This window comes from Umezawaea sp. (assembly GCF_057122925.1).
The window spans coordinates 1-26,775 of the sequence record NZ_DBNGPQ010000011.1; the positions used below are offsets into that span (position 1 = coordinate 1).

At 73.4% G+C, this 26,775-nt stretch carries 23 protein-coding genes, 1 pseudogene and 1 riboswitch; of the genes and pseudogenes, 16 read left to right on the top strand and 8 right to left on the bottom strand.

What is annotated here, in order from left to right:
* Positions 1-568 precede the first annotated feature (568 nt).
* Positions 569-1,183: a LysE family translocator gene (locus AC156L_RS01705; RefSeq protein WP_330876071.1), complete on the bottom strand. Its 615-nt coding sequence runs from the start codon at positions 1,181-1,183 to the stop codon at positions 569-571.
* Between the two features lie 176 nt (positions 1,184-1,359).
* On the opposite strand from AC156L_RS01705, the gene AC156L_RS01710 reads away from it, so the two are divergent.
* Both AC156L_RS01710 and AC156L_RS01715 read left to right on the top strand, forming a co-directional pair.
* Positions 1,360-2,103, top strand: coding sequence for a S1 family serine peptidase (locus AC156L_RS01710; protein WP_330876072.1), 744 nt, complete (start codon positions 1,360-1,362; stop codon positions 2,101-2,103).
* Positions 2,104-2,132: 29 nt separating this feature from the next.
* On the top strand, positions 2,133-2,591 hold the full coding sequence (locus AC156L_RS01715; RefSeq protein WP_330876073.1) for a GNAT family N-acetyltransferase: 459 nt from the start codon (positions 2,133-2,135) through the stop codon (positions 2,589-2,591).
* On the opposite strand, the gene AC156L_RS01720 is transcribed toward AC156L_RS01715, so the two are convergent.
* Positions 2,545-3,723: an 8-amino-7-oxononanoate synthase gene (locus tag AC156L_RS01720; RefSeq protein ID WP_330876074.1), complete on the bottom strand. Its 1,179-nt coding sequence runs from the start codon at positions 3,721-3,723 to the stop codon at positions 2,545-2,547. The genes AC156L_RS01715 and AC156L_RS01720 overlap by 47 nt on opposite strands.
* 36 nt (positions 3,724-3,759) lie before the next feature.
* Between AC156L_RS01720 and AC156L_RS01725 the strand changes: the two genes are divergently transcribed.
* Positions 3,760-4,944: a cytochrome P450 gene (locus tag AC156L_RS01725; protein ID WP_330876075.1), complete on the top strand. Its 1,185-nt coding sequence runs from the start codon at positions 3,760-3,762 to the stop codon at positions 4,942-4,944.
* On the opposite strand, the gene AC156L_RS01730 is transcribed toward AC156L_RS01725, so the two are convergent.
* Positions 4,941-5,906: a quinone oxidoreductase family protein gene (locus AC156L_RS01730; protein ID WP_330876076.1), complete on the bottom strand. Its 966-nt coding sequence runs from the start codon at positions 5,904-5,906 to the stop codon at positions 4,941-4,943. The genes AC156L_RS01725 and AC156L_RS01730 overlap by 4 nt on opposite strands.
* Positions 5,907-6,000: 94 nt before the next feature.
* On the opposite strand from AC156L_RS01730, the gene AC156L_RS01735 reads away from it, so the two are divergent.
* The 10 genes from AC156L_RS01735 to AC156L_RS01780 all read left to right on the top strand — a co-directional run bounded on the left by AC156L_RS01735 (position 6,001) and on the right by AC156L_RS01780 (position 16,924).
* Positions 6,001-6,585, top strand: coding sequence for a TetR/AcrR family transcriptional regulator (locus tag AC156L_RS01735; protein WP_330876077.1), 585 nt, complete (start codon positions 6,001-6,003; stop codon positions 6,583-6,585).
* A riboswitch (cobalamin riboswitch) is annotated at positions 6,544-6,684 on the top strand. (Overlaps the previous gene by 42 nt.)
* Before the next feature lie 39 nt (positions 6,685-6,723).
* Positions 6,724-8,697, top strand: coding sequence for a putative cobaltochelatase (locus tag AC156L_RS01740; protein ID WP_330876078.1), 1,974 nt, complete (start codon positions 6,724-6,726; stop codon positions 8,695-8,697).
* A 9-nt stretch (positions 8,698-8,706) separates the two neighbouring features.
* Entirely contained in the window at positions 8,707-9,321 is a 615-nt protein-coding gene (cobO, locus tag AC156L_RS01745) for a cob(I)yrinic acid a,c-diamide adenosyltransferase (RefSeq protein WP_330876079.1), read from the top strand.
* Positions 9,315-10,694 carry a cobyrinic acid a,c-diamide synthase CobB gene (locus AC156L_RS01750; RefSeq protein WP_330876080.1) on the top strand — a complete coding sequence of 460 codons (1,380 nt, stop codon included), beginning with the start codon at positions 9,315-9,317 and terminating at the stop codon, positions 10,692-10,694. Before cobO ends, AC156L_RS01750 begins: the two co-directional genes overlap by 7 nt.
* A 71-nt stretch (positions 10,695-10,765) precedes the next feature.
* A complete protein-coding gene (locus AC156L_RS01755; RefSeq protein ID WP_484406519.1) occupies positions 10,766-11,875 on the top strand; it encodes a cobalt-precorrin-4/precorrin-4 C(11)-methyltransferase in 1,110 nt (369 codons plus the stop codon).
* Positions 11,876-11,878: 3 nt separating this feature from the next.
* Complete coding sequence (locus tag AC156L_RS01760) at positions 11,879-12,733, top strand: hypothetical protein (RefSeq protein WP_330876082.1); 855 nt, start codon at positions 11,879-11,881, stop codon at positions 12,731-12,733.
* The gene (locus tag AC156L_RS01765; RefSeq protein ID WP_330876083.1) at positions 12,730-13,986 is read left to right on the top strand and encodes a cobalamin biosynthesis protein; all 1,257 of its coding nucleotides are present in this window, start codon (positions 12,730-12,732) and stop codon (positions 13,984-13,986) included. Before AC156L_RS01760 ends, AC156L_RS01765 begins: the two co-directional genes overlap by 4 nt.
* Before the next feature lie 275 nt (positions 13,987-14,261).
* A complete protein-coding gene (locus AC156L_RS01770) occupies positions 14,262-15,653 on the top strand; it encodes a M36 family metallopeptidase (RefSeq protein ID WP_330876084.1) in 1,392 nt (463 codons plus the stop codon).
* 133 nt (positions 15,654-15,786) lie between these two features.
* Complete coding sequence (locus tag AC156L_RS01775) at positions 15,787-16,572, top strand: S1 family peptidase (RefSeq protein WP_330876085.1); 786 nt, start codon at positions 15,787-15,789, stop codon at positions 16,570-16,572.
* Between the two features lie 64 nt (positions 16,573-16,636).
* Positions 16,637-16,924 (top strand): hypothetical protein, encoded by a 288-nt coding sequence (locus tag AC156L_RS01780; protein WP_330876086.1) that lies wholly within the window; start codon positions 16,637-16,639, stop codon positions 16,922-16,924.
* Here AC156L_RS01780 and AC156L_RS01785 read toward each other — a convergent pair.
* A pseudogene (locus AC156L_RS01785) lies at positions 16,921-17,220 on the bottom strand (hypothetical protein); the annotation flags it as partial. The gene AC156L_RS01780 and the pseudogene AC156L_RS01785 overlap by 4 nt on opposite strands.
* 666 nt (positions 17,221-17,886) lie before the next feature.
* On the opposite strand from AC156L_RS01785, the gene AC156L_RS01790 reads away from it, so the two are divergent.
* Both AC156L_RS01790 and cobA read left to right on the top strand, forming a co-directional pair.
* Positions 17,887-18,600 (top strand): PIG-L deacetylase family protein, encoded by a 714-nt coding sequence (locus tag AC156L_RS01790; protein WP_330876087.1) that lies wholly within the window; start codon positions 17,887-17,889, stop codon positions 18,598-18,600.
* 45 nt (positions 18,601-18,645) lie between these two features.
* Positions 18,646-19,857: a uroporphyrinogen-III C-methyltransferase gene (gene cobA / locus AC156L_RS01795; protein WP_330876088.1), complete on the top strand. Its 1,212-nt coding sequence runs from the start codon at positions 18,646-18,648 to the stop codon at positions 19,855-19,857.
* Between the two features lie 201 nt (positions 19,858-20,058).
* On the opposite strand, the gene AC156L_RS01800 is transcribed toward cobA, so the two are convergent.
* The 4 genes from AC156L_RS01800 to AC156L_RS01815 all read right to left on the bottom strand — a co-directional run bounded on the left by AC156L_RS01800 (position 20,059) and on the right by AC156L_RS01815 (position 25,019).
* Positions 20,059-21,624 (bottom strand): DEAD/DEAH box helicase, encoded by a 1,566-nt coding sequence (locus tag AC156L_RS01800; RefSeq protein ID WP_330876089.1) that lies wholly within the window; start codon positions 21,622-21,624, stop codon positions 20,059-20,061.
* Between the two features lie 276 nt (positions 21,625-21,900).
* Positions 21,901-22,860: a serine protein kinase RIO gene (locus AC156L_RS01805; RefSeq protein WP_330876090.1), complete on the bottom strand. Its 960-nt coding sequence runs from the start codon at positions 22,858-22,860 to the stop codon at positions 21,901-21,903.
* 219 nt (positions 22,861-23,079) lie between these two features.
* The gene (yaaA, locus tag AC156L_RS01810) at positions 23,080-23,817 is read right to left on the bottom strand and encodes a peroxide stress protein YaaA (protein ID WP_330876091.1); all 738 of its coding nucleotides are present in this window, start codon (positions 23,815-23,817) and stop codon (positions 23,080-23,082) included.
* Between the two features lie 14 nt (positions 23,818-23,831).
* On the bottom strand, positions 23,832-25,019 hold the full coding sequence (locus AC156L_RS01815) for an MFS transporter (RefSeq protein ID WP_330876092.1): 1,188 nt from the start codon (positions 25,017-25,019) through the stop codon (positions 23,832-23,834).
* Positions 25,020-25,111: 92 nt separating this feature from the next.
* On the opposite strand from AC156L_RS01815, the gene AC156L_RS01820 reads away from it, so the two are divergent.
* Positions 25,112-26,122 (top strand): LysR family transcriptional regulator, encoded by a 1,011-nt coding sequence (locus AC156L_RS01820; protein ID WP_484406521.1) that lies wholly within the window; start codon positions 25,112-25,114, stop codon positions 26,120-26,122.
* Positions 26,123-26,775 lie beyond the last annotated feature (653 nt).

Below are 26,775 nucleotides of genomic sequence, written 5' to 3' on the forward strand. Positions count from 1 at the left end.
CACCCGACGCCGCCACTCCCATCTCGGCCAGATGCCCCCGATCGACTACGAGAACAGCCTGCTGCCAACACCGGCTACGCTGACCCACGCCGCATAACCCCGTGTCCAACATCCGGGGTGAAGTCCCGTTGGCCGTTGGCCGTTGGCTGCTGGCTGCCTGGCTGCTGGTTGGCTGACCGCTGGTGTGGTTGGCTGCTTGGCCGGTCCGGTGCCGGGTTGGCTGTTTGTCCGGTCTGCTGCGTGTCAGGTCGTTCGTTGTTTGCTGGCCGCGCCCTTCGCCTGGCTCCCGCATTCCCCGTTCCTCACCGCTCGCCTTCGTCTCGTCGTTCCCCGCTCCTACGCCCTGGGTTCGGCGCCCTTTCCCTTGGCCGTCGCGCCTTCGGCTCTCCCGTGGTCGCCGCCTTCGGCTGCGTGGCCGTGTCTTGTCTGCACTCTGGACTCGTCGCCCCTGGGTGACTTCGCCCTGGTGGTCTTGGGTCGGTCCACACCCTCCTGGGCCGGCCGGGGGCTCGCCGAACCGCGGTCCGAGTCGTGGCCGTCGGTGCGGAGACCGTCCTGGTGACAGGGTCTAGACGACCAGGCCCACGGACATGGTCAGGAAGACCGCCGCGCACACCGCGTCCAGTGCCGTGGTCACTCCTGGGCGCTTGAGCTTGCCCGCCACTCGGCTCGCCGCGATCACGATCAGCAGTTCCCAGAGCGCCGCCAAGCCCAGGAAGACCACGGCCAGCATCGCCAACTGGGCGGTGGGGTCGCCCGCGCCGATGAACTGCGGCAGGAACGCCAGCGAGAACAGCAGCATCTTCGGGTTGGTGATGTTGGTCAGGAAGCCCCGGCGGAACGGGCGGTCGGGTACCGCCTCCAGTGGCTCGTCGGTCGCGGTCGTGCGGTGGAGCAGGCCGCGCGCGATCGACAGCGCCAGCCACAGCAGGTAGGCCGCGCCGATCCAGCGCAGCGCCACCAGCACGACCGGGTAGCGGGCCAGGACCACGCCCAGCCCGGAGATGACGACGCCCACCTGGACGAAGCTCGCCGAGTGGATGCCCGCGAGCGCCCACAGGCCCGCGCGTGTGCCGGAGCGCATCGAGGTGCGCAGCAGCAGGAACGCGTCGACGCCCGGCGTGAGCACGACGACCGCGCAGGCGATCAGGAAGGCCGGTAGTTGACCGAAGTCGAGGAACACGCGTAGACCTCCCAGATTTCCGGACAGACCGTTGTGATCTGCGCAATAGGCCGTTAAATCTCCGGCAACATGGAACGCTAACAGGAGAATCTCCGGTTTTAATCCCGGTCTGGGCGACATGTGCTCGACCGCTACGGTGGGTAGTCGTTCGTCCACCTGCCGTAGAGGAGTGCTCCGTGCGGACCACCGTGTCGTTCGTCGCCGCCATCACCGCCGTGTTCGCGTCCGCCACACCGGCGCACGCGGTCGTCGGCGGCACCGAGGCGCCCGACACGCCGTGGGCGGTGGCGCTCACGGACGCGAACGGCAGGCTCTTCTGCGGTGGTGCGCTGGTGGCGCCGGACCGCGTGGTCACGGCCGCGCACTGCCTGACCGAGCAGTTGGCGCTCACCAAGCGGGACCGGTCGCCGCAGGCGATCCGCGTCGTCGCGGGACGGTCCGATCTCCGCGCTGGAGGGCCGTCCGTCAGGGTCGCCGGTGTCTGGAAGCACCCCGACTTCCGCGAGGTGACCAAGGGCGACGACGTGGCGGTGCTCACGTTGAGCGAGCCCCTGCCCCAGGCGACCGTTCCGCTGGTCGACGCGGGCGACACGGCGAGCTACGCGCCGGGCACCGGGGCGACCGTCCTGGGCTGGGGGCGCACCGCCGAGGGTGCCGAGCCGTCGCCGACGCTGCGCCAGGTGGACGTGCCGGTCGTGTCGGACGCCGATTGTGGCCGCGCGGTCCCGCGGTTCCGTCCGGACGGCATGGTGTGCGCGGGTCTTCCCGAGGGAGGCAAGGACGCGTGCGAGGGCGACTCGGGCGGACCGATGGTCGTTCGCGGCAGGCTCGTGGGCGTCGTGTCGTACGGCACGGGCTGCGCGCGGCCGGGGGAGCCGGGCGTCTACACGCGACTGGCCGCGTACCGGTCACACCTCTGAACCGGCTCCGCTGTGATATCCAGGCGCATGTGCGCACATCACAGTTTCACGCCACGCTGCGCAGGCAGTGGGCGGCCGACCTGACCACGGAGCAGCTCTACGCGTTCCTGCGCCTGCGGAGCGAGGTCTTCGTGATCGAGCAGTCCTCCATCTACCGGGACCTCGACGGCCGCGACCTCGAACCGGGAGCCCGGCACTTCTGGCTGGAGGTCGACGGCACGTCCGAGCCGGTGGCCTACCTCCGGCTGCTGGAGGAGCCGGACGGCACGTTCCGGATCGGCCGGGTCGTGACCGGGCGGGTCGCCCGAGGCCGCGGCTACAGCCGCAGGCTGGTGGAGGCCGCGCTCAGCGAGGTCGGCACGGTCGACTGCGTGCTGGACGCGCAGACCTACATCGTCGACTTCTACGGTTCGTTCGGCTTCGTGCCCGAGGGCGAGGAGTTCATCGAGGACGGGATACCGCACCTGCGGATGCGCCGGTCTCGCTGATCACCCGCACCGCGCGGTCGATGTCGGCGTCCGACAGGTCCGCGCGGGCGGTCAGCCGGAGCCGGGACACGCCGTCCGGGACCGACGGCGGCCGGAAGCAGCCGACGACGACGCCGCTGGTGCGGCACGCCTCGGCCCAGCCGAACGCCGCCTCGGCGGACGGCGCCTGCACGGACACGACCGCCGCTGAGGGCGAACTGGCGCGCAGGCCCGCGGCGCGCAGCCGTTCGGCCAGCTCCTGGGCCACGGCCACCACGCGCGCGGGCCGGTCGGGCTCTTCCCGCAGCACCTTCAGCGCGGTCAGCGCCGCCGCCGCGCTGCCGGGGGCGAGACCGGTGTCGAAGATGAAGCTGCGGGCGGTCTCGACCAGGTGCCGGATGACCCGGCTCGGCCCGAGGACCGCCCCGCCCTGCGCGCCGAGCGACTTGGACAGGGTGACCGTGGTGATGACGTCGGGCGACTTCGCGAGGCCCGCCGCGTGCACCGCGCCCCGCCCGCCGTCACCGAGCACGCCGAGGCCGTGGGCGTCGTCCACGACCAGCGCCGAGTCGTGCTCGCGGCACGCGGCGGCCAGCTCGCCCAGCGGCGCGAGGTCGCCGTCGACCGAGAACACCGAGTCCGTCACGACGAGCGCGCGGCGCTTGCCCCTGGTCGCGAGCGCGTGCGCGACCTGGGGGACGTCGCAGTGGCCCGCGACGACCACGTCGGCCTTGGACAGCTTGCAGCCGTCGATCAGCGACGCGTGGATGTACTGGTCGGCCACGATCGCGGTGCCCGGACCGGACAGCGCCGTGAGCGCGCCGAGGTTCGCCGCGTAGCCGGACGAGAACACCAGCGCTGCCTGCGCGCCGCAGAAGTTCGCCAGCTCGTACTCCAGCTCCATGTGCAGCTCGGTGCTGCCCGTGACCAGCCGCGACCCGGTCGAACCCGCTCCCCAGCGCATCGACGCGGCGGCCGAGGCGCCGGTCACGCGCTTGTCCCGCGCCAGCCCGAGGTAGTCGTTCCCGGCGAGGTCGAGGTCCGTCGAGGTCGCCGGTCGAGGCCGCAGCCTGCGGGTCAGTCCGGCCTTCGCGCGGGCCTCCGCGCGGGTGTCGATCCAGTCGAACACCGAGTCACCTGTGCTCACGCTCACGGCGGCAGTCTCCCACCGGCCCGATACGGTCCTGGCGTGCGGACCACCCAGATCGACCTCTTCGGGGCCGACTTCACCGCCGATCCGCACCCCGACCTGCGGCGCCTGCGGTCCGAGAGCCCCGTGCACCACGATCCGGCGACCGGGTTGTGGCTGGTCAGCCGGTACGCGGACGTGCGGGCCGTGCTCGCCGACGCCCAGGCGTTCCACCCGGACAACGCGCTGACCGCCGTGACGCCGATCCCGCGCCCGGTGCTGCGGGTGCTGGCGCGGGCCGGGTTCTCCCTGCCGCCGACGCTCGCCAACAACGGCACCGACACCCACGCGGACCTGCGCCGACTGGTCGCCGGGTTCCTCACGCCCGCGCGGGTGGCGGCGTTCGAGGACCGGATCGCCGAGCTGTGCGAGGAGCGCCTGGCCTCGCCCGTCGACCTGCACGCGGACCTGGCCCGCGACCTGCCGTGCGTGGTGCTGATGGAGGTCCTCGGCATCGCGGACGTCGACGTGCCCGCGCTCAAGGCGTGGAGCACGGCGTCGCTGGAGCTGTTCTGGGGCAACCCGTCGCTGGAGCGGCAGCACGAGCTGGCCGGTCGCGCGGGCGCGTTCCACCGCTGGCTGACCGCGCGCGTCCGAGCCGCGTCGCCCGACGGCGACGACCTGTTCGGCGCGCTGGTCGCGGCGGGCACGCCGGTCCGCGAGGCCGCGGGGCTCTGCTACTTCCTGCTGATCGCGGGCCAGGAGACGACGACGCAGCTGCTCAGCACGCTGTTCGACCGCGTGCTCCGCCACCCCGACGTGTGGCGGAGGCTGGCCGACGGCGAGCCCGGCCTGGCCGCCGCGTGCGTCGAGGAGGTGCTGCGCCGCGAACCGCCCGTCACGACGTGGCGGCGGGTGACCAGCCGTCCGGTCACGCTGTCCGGCGTCGACCTGCCCGCGGGCGCGCCGCTGCTGCTGATGCTCGCGGGCACCGGCTCGGACCCCGTCGTGTTCGCCGAGCCGGAGTCGTTCTGCCCCGGCCGGTCCGGTGCCCGCGGGCACCTCGCGTTCGGCTTCGGCAGGCACTACTGCCTGGGCGCGGGCCTGGCGCGGCTGGAGGGCGAGGTCGTGCTGCGCACGGTCGCCCGCCGCTTCCCCACCCTCCGGCTCACGTCGGTCGCCCCGCCGCCGATGCTCGGGCTGCTGTCGTTCCGCGCCCCGGTGAGCGTGCCGGTGACCGGCTAGGGGATCAGGAACGTCTTGCCCGTCGTCCTGCGCTCCTCCAGGGCGCGGTGGGCAGCCGCCGCCTCGGCCAGCGGCCACGACTCGCCGAGCACGGGCCGGAGTTCGTCGGCCGCGCCCAGCGCGAACACCTCGGCCAGCAGCCCGGCGGCGTACGCGGGGTCGCCCGCCAGGTTGCGCAGGCCGATCAGCCCGACGCCCTTGCGCACCACGTCCTTCACGGTGATGTCGGCGAACGAGCCCGACGCGGTGCCGTAGAGGACCATCCGGCCGACGCCGTCGCGCAGGAGGCCGAACGCGGACCGGGTGACGTCGCCGCCGACCGAGGACAGCGCCACGTCGACCGGTTCCAGCCGCGAAACCCAGTCGGGGCTCGTGTAGTCGGCGGTCTCGTCGGCGCCGAGCTCCTTGGCGGCGGCCAGTTTCGCGTCCCCCCGCGCGAGGGCCACGGCGACGGCGCCCGCGCGGGTGACCAGCTGCACCAGGAGGCTGCCGACACCGCCCGCGGCGGCCTCGATCAGCACGCGCTCACCGGGCTGGATCCGGGCGACGTCCACGAGACCCGCGGCGGTGACGCCCTGGAGGAACAGCGCGAGGGCCTGGCGGGCGTCGAGGCCCGCGGGCACGGGGACGGCGCCCGCGGCGGGCAGCACGGCGAGTTCCGCGTACGCGCCGCGGAGGGCGAAGCCGACCACCTCCGTGCCGACCAGGTCGGTGGACACGTCCCCGCCGACCGCGCGGACCACGCCCGTCACCTCCAGGCCGGGGACCACCGGCAGCGCGGGCTCCGGGTACCAGTCGTACAGCTCGTTCGACGCCCCCGACCGCTGGAGCGCCTCCCCGTAGTTCAGGCCGATCGCGGTCACCTCGACCAGCACCTCGCCCGGCCCGGCGACCGGGTCGGGAACCTCGTCCACCCGGAGCACCTCCGGGCCGCCGAACTCGTGGATGCGCACCGCACGCATGGAAGCCTCCCGCTGTAGCGGACCGTCGGTCCGTTTCTCTCTGGGCTACGATACGGACCAGTAGTCCGGTTCTGTCAAGTCGAGGAGGGCGGGGATGGTCGAACGGGCGGACGCGGCTCGCAACCGGGAGGCGATCCTGGCCGCGGCGATGCGGTTGATCCGGGAGCAGGGGATCGACGCGGTCTGCATGGACGACGTCGCCGCGGCGGCCGGTGTCGGCAAGGGCACGGTGTTCCGGCGGTTCGGCGACCGCGAGGGCCTGGTCGAGGCGCTCGCGCTCCAGGCTGGGGAGGGGTGGCGGGACTTCGCGACCGGGGTGCTGGCCGACGGGTCGACGAGTGCCGCCGAACGGGTGGTCTTGCTGGCGAGCAGCCTGTTCGAGCACGTCGTGGAGACGTTGCCGCTGGTGCGGGCGTTCGAGCGGGTCACGAGCAAGCGCGGTTGCGACAGCGGGTTCGAGCCCATCCGGGACGGGCTGGTCGAGCTGATGGCTCAGGTCGACCCCGGCTGCGACGCGGAGTTCCGCGCCGAGGCGCTGCTGGCGAACCTGCGCGCCGAGCACGTCCACCACCTGGTCGAGCGGTGCGGGATGCCGGTGGAGCGGGTGCGCGCGGGTGTGATCAGACTCGCCGAGGGGTTGGTCGCTGCTCCGTGGGATGCGACGATGCCAAAGCTGTAGGGGTGTGCGAGGAAGCCGGTGCGAATCCGGCGCGGTCCCGCCACTGTGACCGGGCAGGAGATCCGGGAGTCAGGAACTCGACCCCCGAGTCACCACCACCGGACACGGGCGTGGACACCCGAGGAAGGACCTCCCCGCATGACCTCGCGCTACCCCTTTTCCGCTGTCGTCGGACACGACGACCTGCGACTGGCCCTGCTGCTGAACGCCGTGCACCCCGGTATCGGCGGTGTTCTGGTCAGGGGGGAGAAGGGCACCGCGAAGTCGACGGTCGTGCGCGCGCTCGCCGCCCTGCTGCCGGAGCTGGCCGTCGTGCCGGGCTGCCGGTTCGGCTGCGACCCGCTGGTCGACACGGCCTGCCCCGACGGCCCGCACCCCGGCGACGCCGCCGAGCGCCGTCCCGCCAAGCTCGTCGAACTGCCCGTCGGCGCCACCGAGGACCGCCTGGTCGGCTCGCTGGACCTGGAGCGCGCCCTGACCGAGGGCGTCCGCGCCTACCAGCCGGGCCTGCTGGCCGCCGCGCACCGCGGCGTGCTCTACGTCGACGAGGTCAACCTCCTGCACGACCACCTCGTCGACCTGCTGCTGGACGCCGCCGCGATGGGCCGCGCGCACGTGGAGCGCGAGGGCGTCTCGATCTCGCACGCGGCGTCGTTCCTGCTGGTCGGGACGATGAACCCGGAGGAGGGTGAACTCCGGCCGCAGCTGCTCGACCGCTTCGGGCTCACGGTGGCCGTGCGGGCGTCGCGCGAGGTGGCGACGCGCGCCGAGGTCATCCGCCGCAGGCTCGCCTACGAGGCCGACCCCGAGGGCTTCGCCGCCCGCTGGGAGGCCGCGGACGCCGAGCTGGCCGAACGGATCGTGACCGCCCGCGCGGCGCTGCCGACCGTGGAACTGCCGGACTCCGAGCTGCGCCGGATCGCGGGCGTGTGCGCGGCGTTCGAGGTCGACGGGATGCGCGCCGACCTGGTCGTGGCCCGCACCGCCGCCGCGCACGCCGCGTGGCGGGGGTCCGAGGTCGTGGAGGAGTCCGACGTCGAGGCCGCCGTGCGGCTCGCGCTGCCGCACCGCAAGCGCCGCGACCCGTTCGACGAGCCGGGGCTGGAGGAGGAGCAGCTCGCCGACGCCATGCGGCAGGCGGCCGAGCACGCCGACGACGAGCCCGAGCCGGACGGTCCTCCGGAGCCCGACGGACCGGACGGCGGCGGTCAGCCCACCCCCGAGAACTCCGAGGCTCCCGAGAGCCCGGACCAGCGGCCGAACCAGGGCGGGTCCGGTGCGACGGACCGGGCCCCGGCCACCCCCGCGCCCGCGTTCCGCGCCCGGCTCCTCCAGGTGCCCGGCGTCGGCGAGGGCGCTCCCGGCAGGCGGTCGCGCGCCCGTGCCCGCACCGGCCAGGTCGTCCGCTCGTCCACCGCGGACGGGGCGGGGCTGCACGTGGTCGGCACGCTCGCCGCCGCCGCTCCGCACCAGAACTCCCGAGGCCGCAGCGGCCCCGGCCTGCTGCTGCGCGCCGGTGACGTGCGCCTGTCCGTGCGGGAGGGCAAGGAGGGCAACCTCGTCCTCTTCGTCGTGGACGCCTCCGGCTCGATGGCCGCCCGGCAGCGCATGTCCGCCGTCAGCGGCGCGGTGATCTCCCTGCTCCGCGACGCCTACCAGCGGCGGGACAAGGTCGGCGTGGTCACGTTCCGCGGCGCGGCGGCCGAGGTCGCCCTGCCCCCGACGACGTCCGTCGACGCGGCGGCGGCCAGGCTGCGCCGGATGCGCACCGGCGGCCGGACCCCGCTGGCCGACGGCCTGCTCAAGGCCCGCAGGCTGCTGGAGGTCGAACGGCTGCGCGACCCGCGGCGGCGTCCGCTGCTGGTGCTGCTCACCGACGGCCGCGCCACGTCCACCGGCGCGGGCGGCGACCCGATGCGTGACGCCCTGCGCGCGGCGGGCCTGCTGTCCGCCGACGGCACCGCGTCCGTCGTCGTCGACTGCGAGCACGGCCCGATCCGGCTCGGCCTGGCCGCGAAGGTCGCCGTCGCGCTCGACGGCGCCTGCCTGCGCCTGGAAGAACTGTCCGCCGACCAGGTCGCGGGCGTCGTCCGCGCGGCCCGCGCCGCCTAGGAGGTCACGGTGCCCCAAGGACAGCCCACCACGGTCCCGAAGGACGGCCTGACCACCCGGCAGCGGCGCAACCGGCCACTGCTGATGGTCCACACCGGCGAGATGAAGGGGAAGTCGACCGCGGCGTTCGGCCTCGCCCTGCGCGGCTGGAACCAGGGCTGGTCGATCGGCGTCTTCCAGTTCGTGAAGTCGGCGAAGTGGAAGGTCGGCGAGGAGGAGGCGTTCAAGGCGCTCGGCCGCGTGCACGAGGAGACCGGCGCGGGCGGGCCGGTCGAGTGGCACAAGATGGGCGAGGGCTGGTCCTGGACCCGCAAGCAGGGCACGGACCAGGACCACGCCACGGCCGCCCTGGAGGGCTGGCGCGAGATCTCCCGGCGGATCGCCGAGGGGGTGCACGGCCTGTACGTTCTTGATGAGTTCACCTATCCGATGCACTGGGGGTGGGTGGACGTCGACGAGGTGGTGGCCGTGCTGAGGGACAGGCCCGGTCACCAGCACGTCGTGATCACCGGCAGGTACGCCCCACCCGCCCTGCTGGACGCCGCCGACCTGGTGGTGGAGATGTCCAAGGTCAAGCACCCGATGGACGCCGGGCAGAAGGGCCAGAAGGGGATCGAGTGGTGAATCGGCTGGTGGTCGCCGCCCCCGCGTCGGGCAGCGGCAAGACCACCGTGGCGACCGGGTTGATGGCCGCCCTGCGCCGCTCCGGCAGCAGGGTCGCGCCGTTCAAGGTCGGCCCCGACTACATCGACGCCGGCTACCACGGCATCGCGACCGGCCTGCCCGGCCGCAACCTCGACACCGTGATGGTGGGCGAGCAGAAGGTCGCGAGCCTGTTCGTCCACGGGTCGCGCGGCACGGACATCGCCGTCGTCGAGGGCGTGATGGGCCTGTTCGACGGGCGGGTCGACACCGAGGGCGTCGGGTCGACCGCGCACGTCGCGAAGCTGCTGGCCGCGCCCGTGCTGTTCGTGGTCGACGCGCGCGGCCAGTCCCGCAGCCTCGCCGCGCTGCTGCACGGGTTCCGCGGCTACGACCCGACCGTGCGGATCGGCGGCGTCATCCTCAACCAGGTCGGCTCCGAGCGGCACGAGCAGGTGCTGCGCAGCGCGTGCGCCGAGGTCGGCCTGGAGGTCATGGGGGTGCTGCCGCGCGACCCGGCGTTCTCGCTGCCGTCGCGGCACCTCGGGCTGATCACGGCCGCCGAGCACGGGCCGGAGGCGCTGGCCGCCGTGGACGCCATCGCGGCGGCCGTGGCCAAGCACGTCGACCTGGACGCCGTCCGCAGGCTCGCCGCCGTCGCGCCCGCGATGGCCGTGCCGGCGTGGAGCGCGCAGGCCGAGGTCGAGGAGCCGGTCACCGGGTCGCCGGTCGTCGCCGTCGCGGGCGGGGCCGCGTTCACCTTCGGCTACGCCGAGCACGTCGAACTCCTGCGCGCCGCGGGCGCCGACGTGGTGACGGTGGACCCGCTGCGCGACGAGGACCTGCCCGAGGGCACGGCGGGCCTGGTGCTGCCCGGCGGTTTCCCCGAGCAGCACGCGGCCGAGCTGGCGGAGAACGCGCCGCTGCGCGCGGCCGTCGCCGCGCTCGCCCGCACCGGCGCTCCCGTGCACGCCGAGTGCGGCGGGCTGCTCTACCTCGCCCGCACGCTCGACGGCGTGCCGATGTGCGGCGTGCTCGACGCGGACGGGTCGATGTCGGCGCGGCTGACGCTGGGGTACCGCGACGCCGTCGCCCCCGCCGACTCCGTGCTGGCGCGGGCCGGGCAGCGCATCACCGGCCACGAGTTCCACCGGACGGTGCTCACCCCTTCGAGCGGCGCGCAGCCCGCGTGGCAGTGGCGGGGCCACGACCGCCGTCCCGTCGCCGAGGGTTTCGTCGTGGGCGGGGTGCACGCGTCATACCTGCACACGCACCCGGCGTCGTCACCTGATTCGGTGGTTCGGTTCGTCCGGGCGTGCGCGACGGCGGAAATGCCGTATGAGGCCACTCGATAGTGGAGCGAGCCCGGACGGTACGGTCGGGGCTTCTCCCTGAACACACACTGTCCCCACAGGAGTCACCCGTGATGCCAGGTCGGATCTCGTTCGTGGGCGCCGGACCCGGCGCCGCCGATCTCATCACCCTGAGGGGCGCCAAGCGGATCGCGGAAGCGGACGTCGTGGTGTGGGCGCCGAGCGTGGTCGACGCCGAGTGCGTCCGCGAGCACGCGCGCGCCGACGCCGAACTGGTCGACTTCACCCGCGTGTCGCCGGACGCGGTCGTCGACGTCTACCGCAGGGCCGCCGCGAGCAGGCTGAAGGTCGTGCGGCTGCACGCGGGCGACCCTTCGCTGTGGGGCGACGTCCAGGACCACCACGACACGTGCGGCAGGCTGGGTCTCGAACTGGAGGTCGTGCCCGGCGTGTCCCAGTTCTCCGCCGCCGCGGCCGTGATCGGCCGCGAGCTGACGACGTCGGACGTGGCGCAGTCGCTCATCCTCGCCGGGCCCGAGGGCAGCGAGCACCTCCAGGAGTTCGCGGGCCACGGCACCACGATGGCCGTGTCCCTGTCCGCCGCGCGCACCGGCCAGCTGGTCGAGAAGCTGCGCGCGGGCGGGTACCCCGAGGAGACGCCGATCGTGGTGGCGTACAAGGTTTCCTGGCCGGACGAGACGATCGTGCACACCACGCTGGCCGACCTGGAGGCGTCGGTGAAGGAGCACAAGCTCTACCGCACCGCGCTGTTCCTCGTCGGGTCCGTGCTCAAGCCGACCGGTCGGGCGCGCGGCGCCGGGTTCCGCAAGTCCGACGCGTCCACCGAGGCGTCCGACGAGCCCGTGCGCAAGGCCAAGCCGTCGAAGTGGTCGGTGCGGGCGGGTCGCAACGGCCGGACCACCGCGCGCACCGAGGTGCCGAACGTCGTGGAGATCGCCGACGTCGCCGCCGAGCCCGCGCCGGAGTCGGAGACCTCGGTCGCCGCCTGGTCGGCCGTGCACGGCTGGCAGGAGAGCGCGCGTCGGCCCCGGCCCGCGCCCGCCGTGGCCGTGTCCGCGCCCGCCGACGAGGTCGAGGCCGAACCCGCTCCCGAGCCCAAGCCGCGCGCAGTCGCGGCCGCCACCCCGATCACCTCGGTCCGGGCCAGCACCACGCCGCGCAAGCCGGTGGCGCGGGGCAAGCGGACCAAGCGCACGGGCTGACCCGTGGCCGATCTCCCAGCGCTCCAGCGTTTCGTGGCCGAGACGGGCCGCTCGTGGGACAGGACCACCGTCCTCGACGAGGGGGTCCCGTTCGAGCACGCGCTCAACCTGTGCCGCGCCCGCTCCTCCGTCCTGGTGCGCAACGCGCCGGTCGCCGAACTGGCCCGCGGCCTCGCGGGCTGGCGGCGCACGCTCGTGGTCGCCGAGAGCCTGGGGGGCCCGACCGAACGGCGGTCCACTGTAGACCCGGCCGAGGCGGTCAACCGCCTCTGGCGCTCACCGGAGCTGCTCTGCCTCGCCGACGTGGAGTTCGCCGTCGAACCGGAGGGCTGGGCCCTGCCGGACGACCGGTTCGCCAACCGCGACGGCATGGTCGCCACCACCGAGGTCCGCGCGCTCGCGCTGGCCAGGCTGGCGCCCCGGCCCGGCGTGCTGGTGTGGGACGTCGGCGCGGGTCCCGGCGCGGTCGGCATCGAGTGCGCCAGGCTGGGCGCGGCCGTCCTGGCCGTGGAGCGCGACCCCGTGCAGGTCGTGCGGATCATCGCGAACGCCGCCACCCACCACGTGGACGTCCGGATCGTCGAGGCCGAGCTGGCCGACGCGGTCGCCCACCTGCCCCGGCCGGACGCGATCTTCGTCGGCGGTGGCGGGGCCGCGGCGGTGGCCGCGTGCGCCGCCGTCGGCGCTCGGCGGGTGGTCGTCGCCATGCCGGAACTGGACCGGGCCGTGCCCTCGCGGGACGTGCTGCGGGACGCCGGGTACGCCGTGGAGGGCACCCTGCTGTCGTCGGCCAGGCTCGTCGGCAGCGTCACGACCGCGACCAACCCGGTGCTGGTGCTGTGGGGGACCAGGACGTGATCGGTCTGTTCGCGGCCACCGAGGCGGGCCGTCGCGACCTCGTCGAGCTGGGGCCCTTCCTGGGACCGGACACCGTCGTCCCGGACGGCCCCGTGCGGCCCGCCCTGCACCGCCTGTGGCCCAGCCTCACCTCCGCCGTGCTCTTCCTCGGCGCCCCGTCCGCCGTGCGGCTGATCGCGCCCCTGTTGCGGGACAAGAGGTCCGACCCCGGCGTGGTGTGCGTGGACGGGGCGTTCGTGGTGTCGCTGGGCGCGGACGAACTCGCCGAGCGGATCGCGGACGTGCTCGGGCGCACCGCCGTGCTCGGGACCCCCGGCGAGGACGGGCCGCTGGACGAACTGGTCGAGCTGCTCGACGCCACGGTCGACGGCGACCTCGCCGGGTGCTCGGCCGCGTTGGCCGCGGGTGAGCACGTGCTGCTGGTGAACCCTCTGGGGTTCCCGCTGCCCGCGCTGCCGGACACCGTGCTGTCGCACGGCGAGGCGGACTGGAAGGTCGTGGTCGACGACCGCCTGCCCCCGGCCACCCGTGCCGACCACGAGGTGCGGCTGGTGCCGCGGACGCTGGTGGTCGGGGTCGGGTCGGGCAGCGGGGTGTCGACGTCGGCCGTGGCCGCCGCGCTGGCCGAGCTGGAGGCGGCGGGCCTCGACCTGCGCGCGGTGCGGGCCTTCGCCACCGCCGACCGCAAGGCCGGGGAGCGGGGCATCCTGGAAGCCGTGGAGGACTGGGGTTTCTGGCACGGCGACACGTCCGCGCCGCTGCTGACGTTCTCGGCCGAGGTGCTGGCCGGGGTCGCGGTGCCCAACCCCAGTCCCTCGGTGGGGGCCGCCGTGGGGACGGCGAGCGTCGCCGAGGCCGCCGCGCTGTGCGGGGCCGCCGGGTTCGCCGCGGGCGGGCCGGTGGAGCTCGCGGTGGAGAAGGTCAAGGGGGACAACGTGACCGTGGCCGCGGCTCGGGTGCTGCCCCGCGGCCGCCTTGCCCTCGTGGGGATCGGGCCGGGCGGTGCGGACCAGCGGACGCCCCAGGCCGACGCCGAGCTGCGGCGGGCGGCGTTCGTGGTGGGCAGCGCCGAGTCCGTGGACCGGGTTCGGCACCTGTTGCGGCCGGGGACCGGGATCCACCCGCACGGGGCGGTGGAGCTGGCCGCGTCCGGGTTGGCCGTGGCGTGGGTCGCGGTCGGTGTCGGGCCGGACGCCCCCGGCGCCGGTGCTCGGGTGGAGACGGTTCGCGTGCCGGGGGTCGCCGCGGTGTGAGGTCGGCCTTCCCGACCTGATCGCGGTCACCCGTTCATCGTTCGTGGGTCCCTCCCTCGTTCGCCTCCTGTCCCTCACCTGTCCTCCGTGGCGGGGGAACTCTCACACCTTCGCGTGGACTTTTCGGGTGAAACCGTGTGCTGGTACGGATTTCCACCCGTGGAGGCCGCGTCGGGATTTCCCACCATCGGTTAATTTTCCAGGCCCTCGGGCGGACTAGCGTCGAGTCCGTACCGCCCGGTCCGTTCCGGGTCCCCGCGTTCTGGAGAGCTTCCATGCGTCTGCGTCGCCTCGTCGCCGCGGTCTGTTGTGCCGCCGCCGTCCCCCTGCCGGCCGGAGCCGCCCACGCCGCCCCGGAGACACCCGCCGACCTGGCGCTGCTCGCCGCACGGGAGTCGTTGCTGGGCGAGCACCACTGGTACCGGCAGACGTTCGACGGCAAGCCCGTGCTGGGCGGGTACTACGCGAGGCACGTGGACAAGCGGACCCGCGAGGTGACCGTGCGGGACGGGCGGATCGCGGTCGAGGGGTTGGCGTCGGGCCTGCCCGCCGTCGCCGCCGAGCAGGCCGGGGCGGTGGTGGACCGGCAGGTCGCCGGTGAGCGGGCGAGCACCGAGCTGGCGGTCCTGCCCGGCGCGCGGGCGAAGCTGGTGTACGCCGTGCTGTCGCGGACCGACCGCGGTTCGGTCCGGACGATCGTCGACGCCTCGTCCGGTGCGGTCATCACGACCGAGGACGTCGTGAAGCGGGCCGAGGGCACCGGGAGCGTGTTCGCGCCCAACCCCGTCGTCACGCTCCAGGACACGACGCTGACCGACCAGGACGACGCGGACGCGGCGGTGCCGACGAAGGCGTACCAGGCCGTTCGACTGTCCGATCTGGACACCTCCGGGACCCTGTCCGGCAGCTACGCGACCGTGGTCGGGCCCGCCGACCAGCTGGCGTTCGCGGAGAACCGGAGGTTCGACTACCCGCGGTCGGACGACCGGTTCGAGCAGGTGATGGCCTACCACGGCGTCACCGAGGCGCAGAGGTACGTGCAGCGGCTCGGGTTCCAGGACCTCAACAACGAGCCGCAGGACGTCACGACGACCGGGTTCGAGGAGGACCAGTCGTACTACGACCCGTCGACCGACCGGATCACGTTCGGCAGCGGCGGCGTGGACGACGCCGAGGACGCGGACATCATCTGGCACGAGCTGGGCCACGCCATGCAGGACGCGCAGGTGCCGGGCTTCGGGCTGAGCGTCGACGGCGGGGCGATCGGCGAGGGCTTCGGCGACTGGTGGGCGGTGATCATGTCGGTGCCGCTGCACGAGGACTCCGCCGCCGCGCCGCACGCGTGCGTGGGCGACTGGGACGCCGTCTCGTACACCGAGGAGGCGCCGCACTGCCTGCGCCGGACGGACACGGACCTGACGATCGCGGACCGCAGGGGCGAGGCGCACTTCGACGGGCAGATCTGGTCGCGGGCGCTGTTCGACGTCTACCGGGCACTGGGCCGGGACGAGTCGGCGCGGGTGGTGCTGGAGGCGCAGTTCTCCTACTCGCCCGACACGACGTTCGCGCAGGCGGCCGAGACGACCGCGGCCACCGCCGGGGCGCTGTACGGCGCCCAGGCCGAGGCCGAGGTCAGAGCCGCTTTCACAGCTCGCGGAATCCTGTAGGACACCTGTTCGTAACCGCCTGATCGCTGTGCGTCAACTGTCAAGGCGCGCGGCAGAGCCGATCGGGGGTTGCCGCGGTCGGCTTCGTGGCCGTAGCCATTGAGGTACCTGCACCTTCTCTGGAAGGACTCCTATGGCGAAAACCCTGCATCGCCTGGTGAAGTTCGTCGTCGTGTCCGCCATCGCGGCCGTGGTGGGCCTGCTGACCACCGTGCCGTCGTCGGCCGACGTGACACCGTTCGTCGTGGGCGGCACGCGCGCCACGATCGGCGAACACCCGTGGACGGTGTTCCTCGCGAGCACCTCCGGTTCCCAGTTCTGCGGCGGCACCCTGGTGAAGGGCAACAAGGTCGTCACGGCCGCGCACTGCGTGTCCGGCCGGTCCGCCGCCAGCACGCGCGTCGTGTGGGGCCGTGAGGACAAGCAGAGCACCGCGGGCATCACCGCGAGCGTGACCCGCATCTGGGTCCACCCGAGCTACCGCAGCGCCAGCACCGGCTTCGACGTCGCGGTGCTCACGCTCGACCGCTCCATCAGCTCCGCCTACCTGCCGCTGGCCACCCCGTCCGACACCGCGCTGTACGCGGCGGGCACCAGCACGACCATCCTCGGCTGGGGCACGACCTCCTCGGGCGGCTCGGCGTCGCGCTACCTGCTGAAGGCGACCGTCCCGGTCACGTCCGACGCCACCTGCAAGACGGCGTACTCCAACTACAGCAACACGTCGATGGTGTGCGCGGGCTTCCCGCAGGGCGGCGTCGACACCTGCCAGGGCGACTCGGGTGGCCCGATCGTCGCCGGTGGCAAGCTCATCGGTGCCACCTCGTGGGGCCGCGGGTGCGCCGCGGCGGGCTACCCCGGCGTGTACGCCAGGATCGCCGCCTACTACGACGTGCTCACCACGCAGATCAACTCCTGATCGGGCACGCCCACGACCGGGTGGTTGTCCCGGTCGTGGGCGTGGTCGGTGTTCGGATCGGGGCATGCCTCAACGACTTCTCGCACTCATCGCCGGGTTCGCCATCGCCGCCGTCCCCGCCACCGCGGTGGCCGCCCCGAGCCAGCTGCACGACTGCGGCACCAAGGTCGAGCAGAGCGTCGGCACCGGCTGGTGCTCCGGCACCGGCACCTTCTCCATCCAGGTCACCTGCGCCGACGGGACGTCGGTGACGGGCTCCTGGATCAGGGTCACCAACGGCTACGGCGTCCGCAGCCTCTCCTGCTCCCACCAGGCGCTGGCGACCGGCGTGACCATCGTCGAAGCCCCCTAGCGGCCCGCGTCGGAGTTTCGCCGGCAACAGCGCGCGACTGGCTCCAAGACCTCCTCGGAGGTCTTGGGACGCCGGTGGCGGGTGCCGGTGCGGAGCATGGCGAACAGGACGTCGCAGCGGCGTCGTGCCAGGCAGGTCAAGTCGGCGAACGCGCTCAGGAAGAACGCGCGTTCCAGCTTGCGGTTGCCGGTCCGAGCCGGGTACTCGCCCTTGGTGCTGGTGCCGGTGCCGGTGCTGGTGCCGGAGTCGCGGGTGACCGCGGCGATCCCGGCGCAGGCGGCCAGGTGTCCGGATGAGTCGACTCCGGAGACGTTGCCGATGTCCAGCAGGACCCCGGCACGAGGGTGCGCATCAAGGATCTCCTCGCCGATGACCTACTGGCGTTGCTGGAGCACGGTTTTCAAGCTGTCCGCGAGTCGGTGCAGGACAGCGCGGGCCGCGGTGGTGCCGGGAACGGTCGTCTCGATCGCCCGGCTGCTCGCCCCGCACGAGGACACCGTCCCGCGACGTCATCCACGCCTTCGACGAACGGCATCGGACCCCCACCCTTCAGCGCACCGGGACCTGGAAGGACTCCGCCGCCCCGGACCTCGACGCCGAGCCTTCGACCAGTTCGGCCCGCTGCGCACGTTCACGACGAGCAACTCCGGCCACTCCGCGCTCGCCCGTGGGATCCGGGCTTACCTGCGATGGCGACACGCACACGCCCGCTATCCCGACATCCCGGCCGCCCAACGACGCGAGCGACCCCGCACCAGTCGGAATTCGGTCCGGTGGCACTCGTTCCGCCGCGTGGAATCACGGTGCGCCCGCCAGAGCGGCCACGGGCAGGGTCAGGCTCGCGCAGCACCGGCTGGGCCACCGAGCCGCGTTCAGCTGACCGTCCACCGTGGCGTGAACCGGCCGTCTCCACGCCACCGGCACCTACCGGCCCGGCACCACCTCGAAATAGACTCGCCCGCATGGATGACCTGGCGCCGATGCCCGAGGACTGGGAGACCGCGCTGGCGGTGGTCGCGCACCCGGACGACCTGGAGTACGGCGCGTCCGGAGCCATCGCCCGCTGGACCGCCCAGGGCAAGACCGTCACGTACCTGCTGGCCACCCGGGGTGAGGCCGGGATCGACTCGGTCGCGCCCGAGGAGGCCGGGCCGCTGCGGGAACGCGAGCAGATCGCGAGCGCGGCCGTGGTGGGCGTGGACGTCGTCGAGTTCCTCGACCACCCCGACGGCATGATCACCTACGGGCTGCCGCTGCGGCGGGACATCGCGGCGGCCGTCCGGCGGCACCGGCCGGACGTGGTGGTCACCGTGAACCACCACGAGACGTTCCCCGGCGGGTTCCTCAACATGGCTGACCACCGGGTCGTCGGGCAGGCCGCGATCGACGCCGTGCGGGACGCCGCGAACCGGTGGGTGTTCCGCGACCTCGACCTCGAACCGTGGGGTGGTGTGCGGCACGTCGCCGTGTCCGGCTCGCCTCTGGCCACCCATGCGGTGGACATCACAGACACCCTGGACGTGTCCATCGCCTCCCTCCGCGAACACGCCGTCTACCTGGCCTCCTTGAGCGGGGACATGGCTGACGCGGGCGAATTCCTGCGGCGCTCGGCCGAGATGGCGGGGCGGAGGTTCGGCGGTCGGGCCGCGGCGAGCTTCGAACTGCTCGCGATGTGAACTCCGGAGTTGGCCGGGGCCGTCCGCTTGTGGATGCTGTGACGCATGCACGGTGAACAGCACTACCTCGTGGGCCTCGACCTGACCGGGCGCCGCGTCGTCGTGGTCGGTGGCGGCACGGTCGCGCAGCGGCGGCTGCCGCGCCTGGTGGCGGCGGGGGCCGTCGTGGACCTGATCTCCCCCGAGGTGACCCCCGCGGTCGAGGGCATGGTCGACGGCGGGGAGGTGACCTGGCACGCGCGCGGCTACGCCGACGGCGACCTGGACGGCGCCTGGTACGTCCTCGCGTGCACGTCGGTCGCGGAGGTCAACGCCCGGATCGCGGCCGACGCCGAGGAGCGCCGGATCTTCTGCGTCCGCGCTGACGTCGCGACGCTGGGCACGGCCGTGACGCCCGCCGTGGGCGGCCACGACGGGCTGCTGCTGGGGGTGCTGGCGGGCGGCGAGCACCGCAGGTCCGCGCGGGTGCGCGACAGCCTGGTGTCGGCGCTGCGCGACGCGACCGTGGTCGACGACCACCACGAGCGGCTGGCCGGTGTGGCGCTGGTCGGCGGCGGCCCCGGCGACCCGGACCTGATCACCGTGCGCGGCCGTCGGCTGCTGGCGCGGGCGGACGTCGTGGTGGCCGACCGGCTCGCGCCGCGTGAGCTGCTGGACGACCTGCCGCCGCACGTGGAGGTCGTGGACGCGTCGAAGATCCCGTACGGGCGGGCGGCGTCGCAGGACTTCATCAACACCACGCTGGTCGAGAACGCGAAGGCCGGGAAGTTCGTGGTGCGGCTCAAGGGCGGCGACCCGTACGTCTTCGGGCGCGGCTTCGAGGAGCTGCTGGCGTGCGCCGAGGCGGGGGTGCCGGTGACCGTCGTGCCGGGCATCTCCAGCGCGTTCGGCGTGCCCGCGATGGTGGGCGTCCCGGTGACCCACCGGGGTGTGGCGCACGAGGTCGTCGTGGTGTCCGGGCACGTCGCGCCGGACGACGAACGGTCCCTCGTGGACTGGGAGGCGCTGGCGCGGTTGCGCGGGACGCTGGTGATCCTGATGGGCGTGGAGCGCTCGCGGGCGTTCGCGGACGCGCTGATGGCGGGTGGACGGCCCGTCGACACGCCGGTGTCGGTGATCCAGGAGGGCACCACGCGGACGCAGAAGGTCGTGCGGTCCACTCTGGACAAGGTCGCCGACGACATCGTGTCGGAGAACATCCGGCCGCCCGCGATCATCGTGGTGGGAACGGTCGCGGGGTTGGCGGCACACCTCTGAGGAGCGGTACGAGCACGGTGTCCCGGTCACAGACCCGACGCCGATCGCCGACGGCGGCAGCACCGGGACGACCGTCCACTTCCGCCCGACCACGCCTCTCACCGCCCCAGTGGACCTGGGGACGTGGTCGCACCTCGTCGTCCTCGACAACCGACAGGGCCCCCTCCGGCGAACCGGAGGGGGCCCTGTCAACGATCTGGATCAGTACGAGCGAGCCGGGCGGGGCCGACCTGCACCGGCACCGGCGCCGGCACCCGCGGTGGCGCCACCGCGGTAGCCGCCTTCGCTGCGACCGCCACCGGCGCCGCGCTCACTGCGACCACGACCGCCGCGGAACTCCGAGGTGCGTCCGCCGCCGGAGCCGAACGGGCCCCCACGACGCGGGCCGCCGCGGCGACCGCCGCGCTCGGGGATCACGGGCTCGATGACCGGCTCACCGCTGGGCACGCGAGCGCCCGTGATGCGGATCAGGTCCTCGTTGCCCGGAGTCACGCGGGTGCTCTCCGGACGGATGCCCGCGCGGGCGGTGAGGCCCTGCACGGCGCGCCGCTGGTCGTGCGTGACCATCGTGACGACCACGCCGGACTGGCCCGCGCGCGCCGTGCGACCGGCGCGGTGCAGGTAGTCCTTCGAGTCGGCGGGCGGGTCGACGTGGACCACGAGGCTCACGTCGTCGACGTGGATGCCGCGAGCGGCGACGTCGGTCGCGATCAGCACCGGCGTGGTGCCGTCGCGGAACTCGCCCAGGACCCGCGTGCGGGCGCTCTGCGCCTTGCCGCCGTGCAACGCACCCGCGTGCACGCCGACCGAGCGGAGCTTCTTGGCGAGGCGGTCCACGTGGTGCTTGGTGCGCACGAACATGATCGTGCGCCCCTCGCGGGCCGCCACCTCGGTGATGACGTTCTGCTTGTCATCGGCCGACACGAGCAGCAGGTGGTGCTCCATGGTGGTGACGCTGCCCGTGGGCGGCGCGACCGAGTGGGTCACCGGGTTGTGCAGGTACTGGCGGACCAGCTTGTCCACGTCGCCGTCGAGCGTCGCGGAGAACAGCATGCGCTGGCCGTCCTGCGGGGTCAGGTCGAGGATGGCGCGGACCTGGGGCATGAAGCCCATGTCGGCCATCTGGTCGGCCTCGTCCAACGCGGTGAAGCGCACGTCGGACAGGTCGCAGGTGCCCTGGCGGACGTGGTCCGACAGGCGGCCCGGCGTCGCGATCAGGAGGTCGACACCACGGCGCAGCGCGTCGATCTGACGCGGGAACGACGTGCCGCCGACGACGGTGCGCGCGGACAGGCCGAGCGACCGGGCGAACGGGGTGAGGGCTTCCTCGACCTGCATCGCGAGCTCACGGGTGGGCACCAGGATCAGTGCGCGCGGCATGAGCGGCTTGGCCCGCTGGCCCGCGAGGCGGGACAGCAGCGCCAGACCGAACGCCAGCGTCTTGCCGGAGCCCGTCTGGCCGCGACCGAGCACGTCCCGGCCCGCGAGGGCGTCGGGGAGCGTGGCGGCCTGGATCGGGAAGGGTGCTTCGATGCCCGCGGCGGTCAGCGCGCGGAGCAGCTCATCGGCGAGGCCGAGCTCGGCGAACGTGGGCAGCGGGCCTTCCGGCACGGTGCTCTCGATGTGCTCGGCGACAGTGGAAGGACCGGCCTCAGCGAACTGGGAACGGCCATTGCCCTGGCCAGAGCGACGCGGCCGCGGCTTGCGGAACGACGGACGCTCGGAACGGCCCTGGGACGTGGGTGGCAAAACAAACCTCCGGGACATGGCACGTCTCGGGGATGCTCCGCAGTTGTGCAGCGGGTCGCGGCGCCGATCGCAAGGACGAGCCCGACGCGTGTTTGTCGCGCCGATGGTTGTTAGGAGCACCGATGGCCGACCCGAGGTGGCCACGCGAGCACAGGAAGTTGTGCAGGCATTTGTGCGGTGCGCTGTCCACTCTAGCTGATCATCGGAAGGGCGCGTCGGGGGTAGGGGTCCTACGCCCCGTGTTCTTGCTCATAGGGGGCTCGGGAATTCCCATTTCCGAGCCCCCTACCAGCGTCAATTCAATCCGGCGGCATCAACGAGGGCGACCATCAGCTCGCGCGGGTCGGCCGTTCCGGACGGCAGTCCCCGCGAGGAGAACCAGTGCGAGACGTTGCGCACGTCCCGTTCCAGGATCGACTCGGCCTTCGGGTTCGCCACGAGGTCGACCACCTGGGGCAGGTCGATCATGACGAGCCGCCCGTCGTGGACCATCAGGTTGTACGCCGAGAGGTCGCCGTGCGCGACTCCCTCCGCGGCGAGCATCGTGAGCGTGTCGACGAGCTGCTGCCACAGGTCCGCCAGCTCGTCCGGGTCGGGGCGGCACTGCGCCAGGCGCGGCGCGGCCGTGCCGTCGTCGTCCCCGATGAACTCCAGCAGGAGTTCCGTCCCGCTGCGCTGGACCGGGTAGGGCACCGGGGCGCCCAGCTGCCACAGCCTGCCGAGGGCGCCGAACTCGGCGACCGCCCACTGCTCGGAGATCAGGTTGCGGCCGAACGAGCTGCGGTTGCTCATCGCCCGCATCTCGCGCGACCGCCGCATCCGGCGGCCTTCGAGGTAGCCGGCGTCCCGGTGGAACATCCGGTGGTCGGCGCTGCGGTAGCGCTTGGCGGCCATGAGGCAGCTCGTGCCGGCGCCGCTGCGTTCCACCAGGAACACGTCGGCTTCCTTGCCGGTCTTGAGGATGCCCAGCTCCCGGTCGGCCGCGCCCAGGTCCGTGATCACCCAATCGGGGCGCGGCGTGGGGCCGTGGTCGGCGTCGTCCCAGGTGGACCAGCGGTCGGCACCCTCCGGTTTGTCCGCCTCGCTGAGGGCGTCCTCGCGGAGGCGGACCAGGTTGGCGCGCTCCTCCTCGGTCAGACGGCCGCTGCGGTCGCGGTCGTCGGTGCGCTTCTTGCGCCTGCCCCGACGCATCCTGGTGTCGACGTCGTCGTAGGCGGAATCGAAATCTGCGGTGTCGTACTCGTGCTCGCGCACTGGTGGGGTTCTCCTCTGGAGCCAGGTTGCTTGCACCCCACCTGGACGCGCGAGAGGACTCGCCTGCGCTAGCCGAGGGGGGCGGGTGGACGGGCTGGTGCCACGTCTCGGACAGTCGTCTTCACAGCGGCACCTCCTCGTGTCCACCGGCGGACCTGCTCCACCGGGTAGTGCGCGGCCAGTGTTCCAAGGCCCGTTCGGTCGTCGCAACCGAATTAATCAGGTGAACAGGTCGGCGGTCCGGTCGCCGGTCTTCTCCATCCGCAGACCCGCCGTCCTGGCGACCCTGATGAGGCCGTTGAGGTTCTTCGGCTCCGCGCGCGACGTCGACAGGGCGCGCGCCAGCAGCCCCTTGTGGGCCTTGTTGAAGTGGCTGACCGCCTTGCGCACGCCCGCGGCGTCCTCGCTGACCACGCGGACCGTGACGGCGTGGGGGATCTTCGCGAGCGTGGCGTAGGGGCCGGAGCGGAGGTCCACGACGAAGTCGTCGATCGTGGCCAGCGCCGGTTCCAGCGCGGGCCGCCAGAGCGAGCCGAGCGGGCCGAGCGCCGGGAGCGCGGAACCGCCGGACAGCCGGTACGCCGGGATGGGGTCACCGCCCCTGACCACGCCGAAGAGCGCCGAGGCGACGGCGAGGCGGTGGTGCGCGCGGTCCCGCTCACCCCTCTTCAGGGTCGGGACGTCCAGCGCGTCGTAGAGCACGCCGGTGTAGCGCGACAGCGCGGGCATCGTCGGCGAGCGGTGGAGTTCGGCGTTGCGCGCCACCTCGTCGGCCTGGCGTTCGGAGAGGGCCAGCGCGGCGAGGCTGCCCGGCACGTCCGACGCCAGCTCCACCAGGGCGTTGGCGATCTTCTCCCGGACCGGGTTGAGCTCGGGGCAGATCAGCTCGGCGTGGTCGAGCGGTGCGCCCGAACCGCCGATGGCCTTGGTCTCCGAGGGGGGTAGCAGCACCAGCACGCGTCGAGCGTAGGTCAGGGGCGGCGCTCCCGAACGGGTCGGGGGAGCAGCAGCGGGGTGGCCAGCACCAGGACACCCGCCGCCGCGAGGGCGGTGCGCGGTCCGGTGACGGCCGCCAGCAGCCCCCACAGCGCCGTCGTGGCGGCGGTGGTGGCGTTGCCGCTGATCGACCACGCGGCCAGCGTGCGGGCCACCCGGTCGGGCGGGAGCTGGTCGAGCCGGTAGGTGGCGAACAGCGGGTTGAACACGCCGAAGCAGGTGATCAGGCCCAGCTCGACCCCGATGACCAGCAGCAGCCCGGTCGGACCTGGGTGGACGAACGCCAGGCCCGGTGCCCAGCAGACGCGCAGGACGCCCGCGACGAACAGGACCTCCTGGTGGCCGAACCGACGTGCCAGCGGAGCGGACAGGCGTGAGCCGACGAGGCCCCCGACGCACGGCGCGGCGAACGCCAGGCCGTACTGCCACGGCGCGAAGCCCAGGTCGCGGAGCATCAGGACGGCCAGCAGCGGTGCGGACGCCATGATCAGGCCGTTGACCAGGAGCGTGTTGACGAACAGACCGCGCAGGGTGGGGTGGGTCAGGATCCCGCGCCAGCCCGCGACCAGGTCCCGGTCCCGCTTCGACGCGACCGGACGCGGCTCGGAGCCGCCGACCGCCCTGAGCCCCAGTGCCGACAGCAGGAAGCTGACCGCGTCCGCCACCACCGTCGTCATCGGGCCCAGCAGACCGATCGCGGCACCGCCCAGCGGCGGGCCCAGCGCGGTCGCCGTCCAGGCCGTCGACTCCAGCCGTCCATTCGCGACCAGCAGGTCCTCCGGCCGCACCAGCGACTTCAGGAAGGCGCCGCTCGCCGCCGTGAACGCGATGTTCGCCGCCGCGACGACGACCGCCGTCACCAGGAGCTGGGCGAAGGTGAGGCGGTCCAGCGCGAACGCGATCGGCACACCCGTCAGCGCCGCGAACCTGACCACGTCCATCGCGATCATCACGTGCCGCTTGCGCCGGAACTCCACCCACGGACCCAGCGGCACCGCCACCACCGCGCCCACCGCCAGGCCCGCGGCGGCCAGCACCGACACCTGCGCGGGGCCGACGTGCAGCACGAGGATCGCGATCAGCGGGAACGCGTCGAACGCCAGCCGGGTGCCGAACGCGCTGACCCCGTACGCCGCCCAGAACCACCCGAACCGACTGCCCACCGGGGGATCCTTCGCGGCGGCGCCGCCGTCGGTCAAACAACCGTCCGGACGTTGAGCCACAACGGTTTGTTGTGCGGCTAGGGTCGGTGCCCGTGAACCTCGACGCCGTCCGCACCTTCGTCGCCGCCGTGGACGCAGGCCGGTTCCAGGACGCCGCCGCGGACCTGTCGATCACGCAGCAGGCCGTGTCCAAGCGCGTCGCCGGGTTGGAGGCGGACCTGGGCGTGCGCCTGTTCACCCGCACCGCCCGAGGCGTCAGGCTCACCGTCGACGGCCAGGCGTTCCTGCCGCACGCCCGCCTGCTGCTCCAGGTCTCGGAGCGGGCGGCGGACGCGGTGCGCAGGCGTCCGCTGCGGGTCGACGTGCTCGGCCGCCGCCTGGCTCCGGCTGACCTGCTGCGCGACTTCCACCGCGCGCACCCGTCGGTCGAGCTGGACGTCGTGACCCTGCCCGACGCCGGCACGGCGATCGACGCCGTCCGGTCCGGGGTGGTCGACGCGACGTTCCGCGCGGTGACGGCGCCGCCCGACGACGTGCGCTGCGAACGGGTGCACGACGAGCCCGTCCAGCTGCTGGTCGGTCCGCGCCACGCGTTCGCCGGGGCGGACTCGGTCACCCCGTTCGCCTTGACGGGGCAGCGGATCCGGATGCCCGCGATCGGCACCGGCGAGTGGGTCGCCTACTACGACGACCTCGCGGGTGCGTTCGGGTTCACCATCGACGCGGTGGGGCCGAACTTCGGGATCGAGTCGGTGCTGGACGTGATCGCCGAGTCCGCGGAGGCGGTGACGTTCGTCGGTGAGCAGACCCGACTCCTCTGGCCCGCCGACCTCGACCTGCGCCGGGTCGCGCTGCGGGAGCCGACACCGGTGTACCCGCACTCGCTGGTGTGGCGCGACGACAACCCGCATCCGGGGTTGGTGGCGCTGCGCGCCTACCTGGGGGCCGGGCGGGGACGTGTGGAGGACGACACGTGGGTGTCGAGGTGGGCGCGGGGTCGGGTGGAGGACGACACGCGGGTGTCGAGGTGGGCGCGGGGTCGGGTGGAGGACGACACGCGGGTGCCGAGGTGGGCGCGGGGTCGGGTGTCGGAGACGCGCTGACCGCCTGCTGACGCGGGCGCGGCGGCGACTGCTCCGGCCGCCACCACATCCCGGCCTGCCGGACACGCCAGCCAGCACTCGCCGACCGCCGCATCAGCCGACACCCGACTCGACCCAGCCCGACTCGACCGAACCCAGCCCGACTTGACCTGGCCCGGCCTGACCGAGCCCGGCTCGGCTCGGCCTGACTCGACCCAGCTCAGCTCAACCTGGCCTGACTCGACCCAGCTCAGCCCGACTTGACCTGACCCGACCCGGCCCGGCCGGATCCAGCCAGGCCTGAGTTAACCCGGCCCAGCTTGACCCGGTCCGGCTTGACCCGGCTTGACTCAGCCCGGCCTTACTTGACCCGGCCCAACCCGGCTTGACTCGACCAGCCCGGCCCGACCTCGCCCGACCTTGCCTAGCCCGGCTTGACCTTGTCCGACCTGACCTGACCCAGCCTGACCCGGCCCGGCCGGATCCAGCCCAGGCCTGCCTCACCCGACCCGACCCAGCCCGGCCCGGACCAGGTCAAGCCCGGCCCGGCCTGGCCCGATCTGGCCCAGCCCGACCCGACTCGGCTGGCCCGGCCCGTCAGACCCACCCACCAGCGGGTCGCCTACCGGCCGAACACCAGCAGCCGCTACCCCGTCCCGGCTCGCCAGCCACAC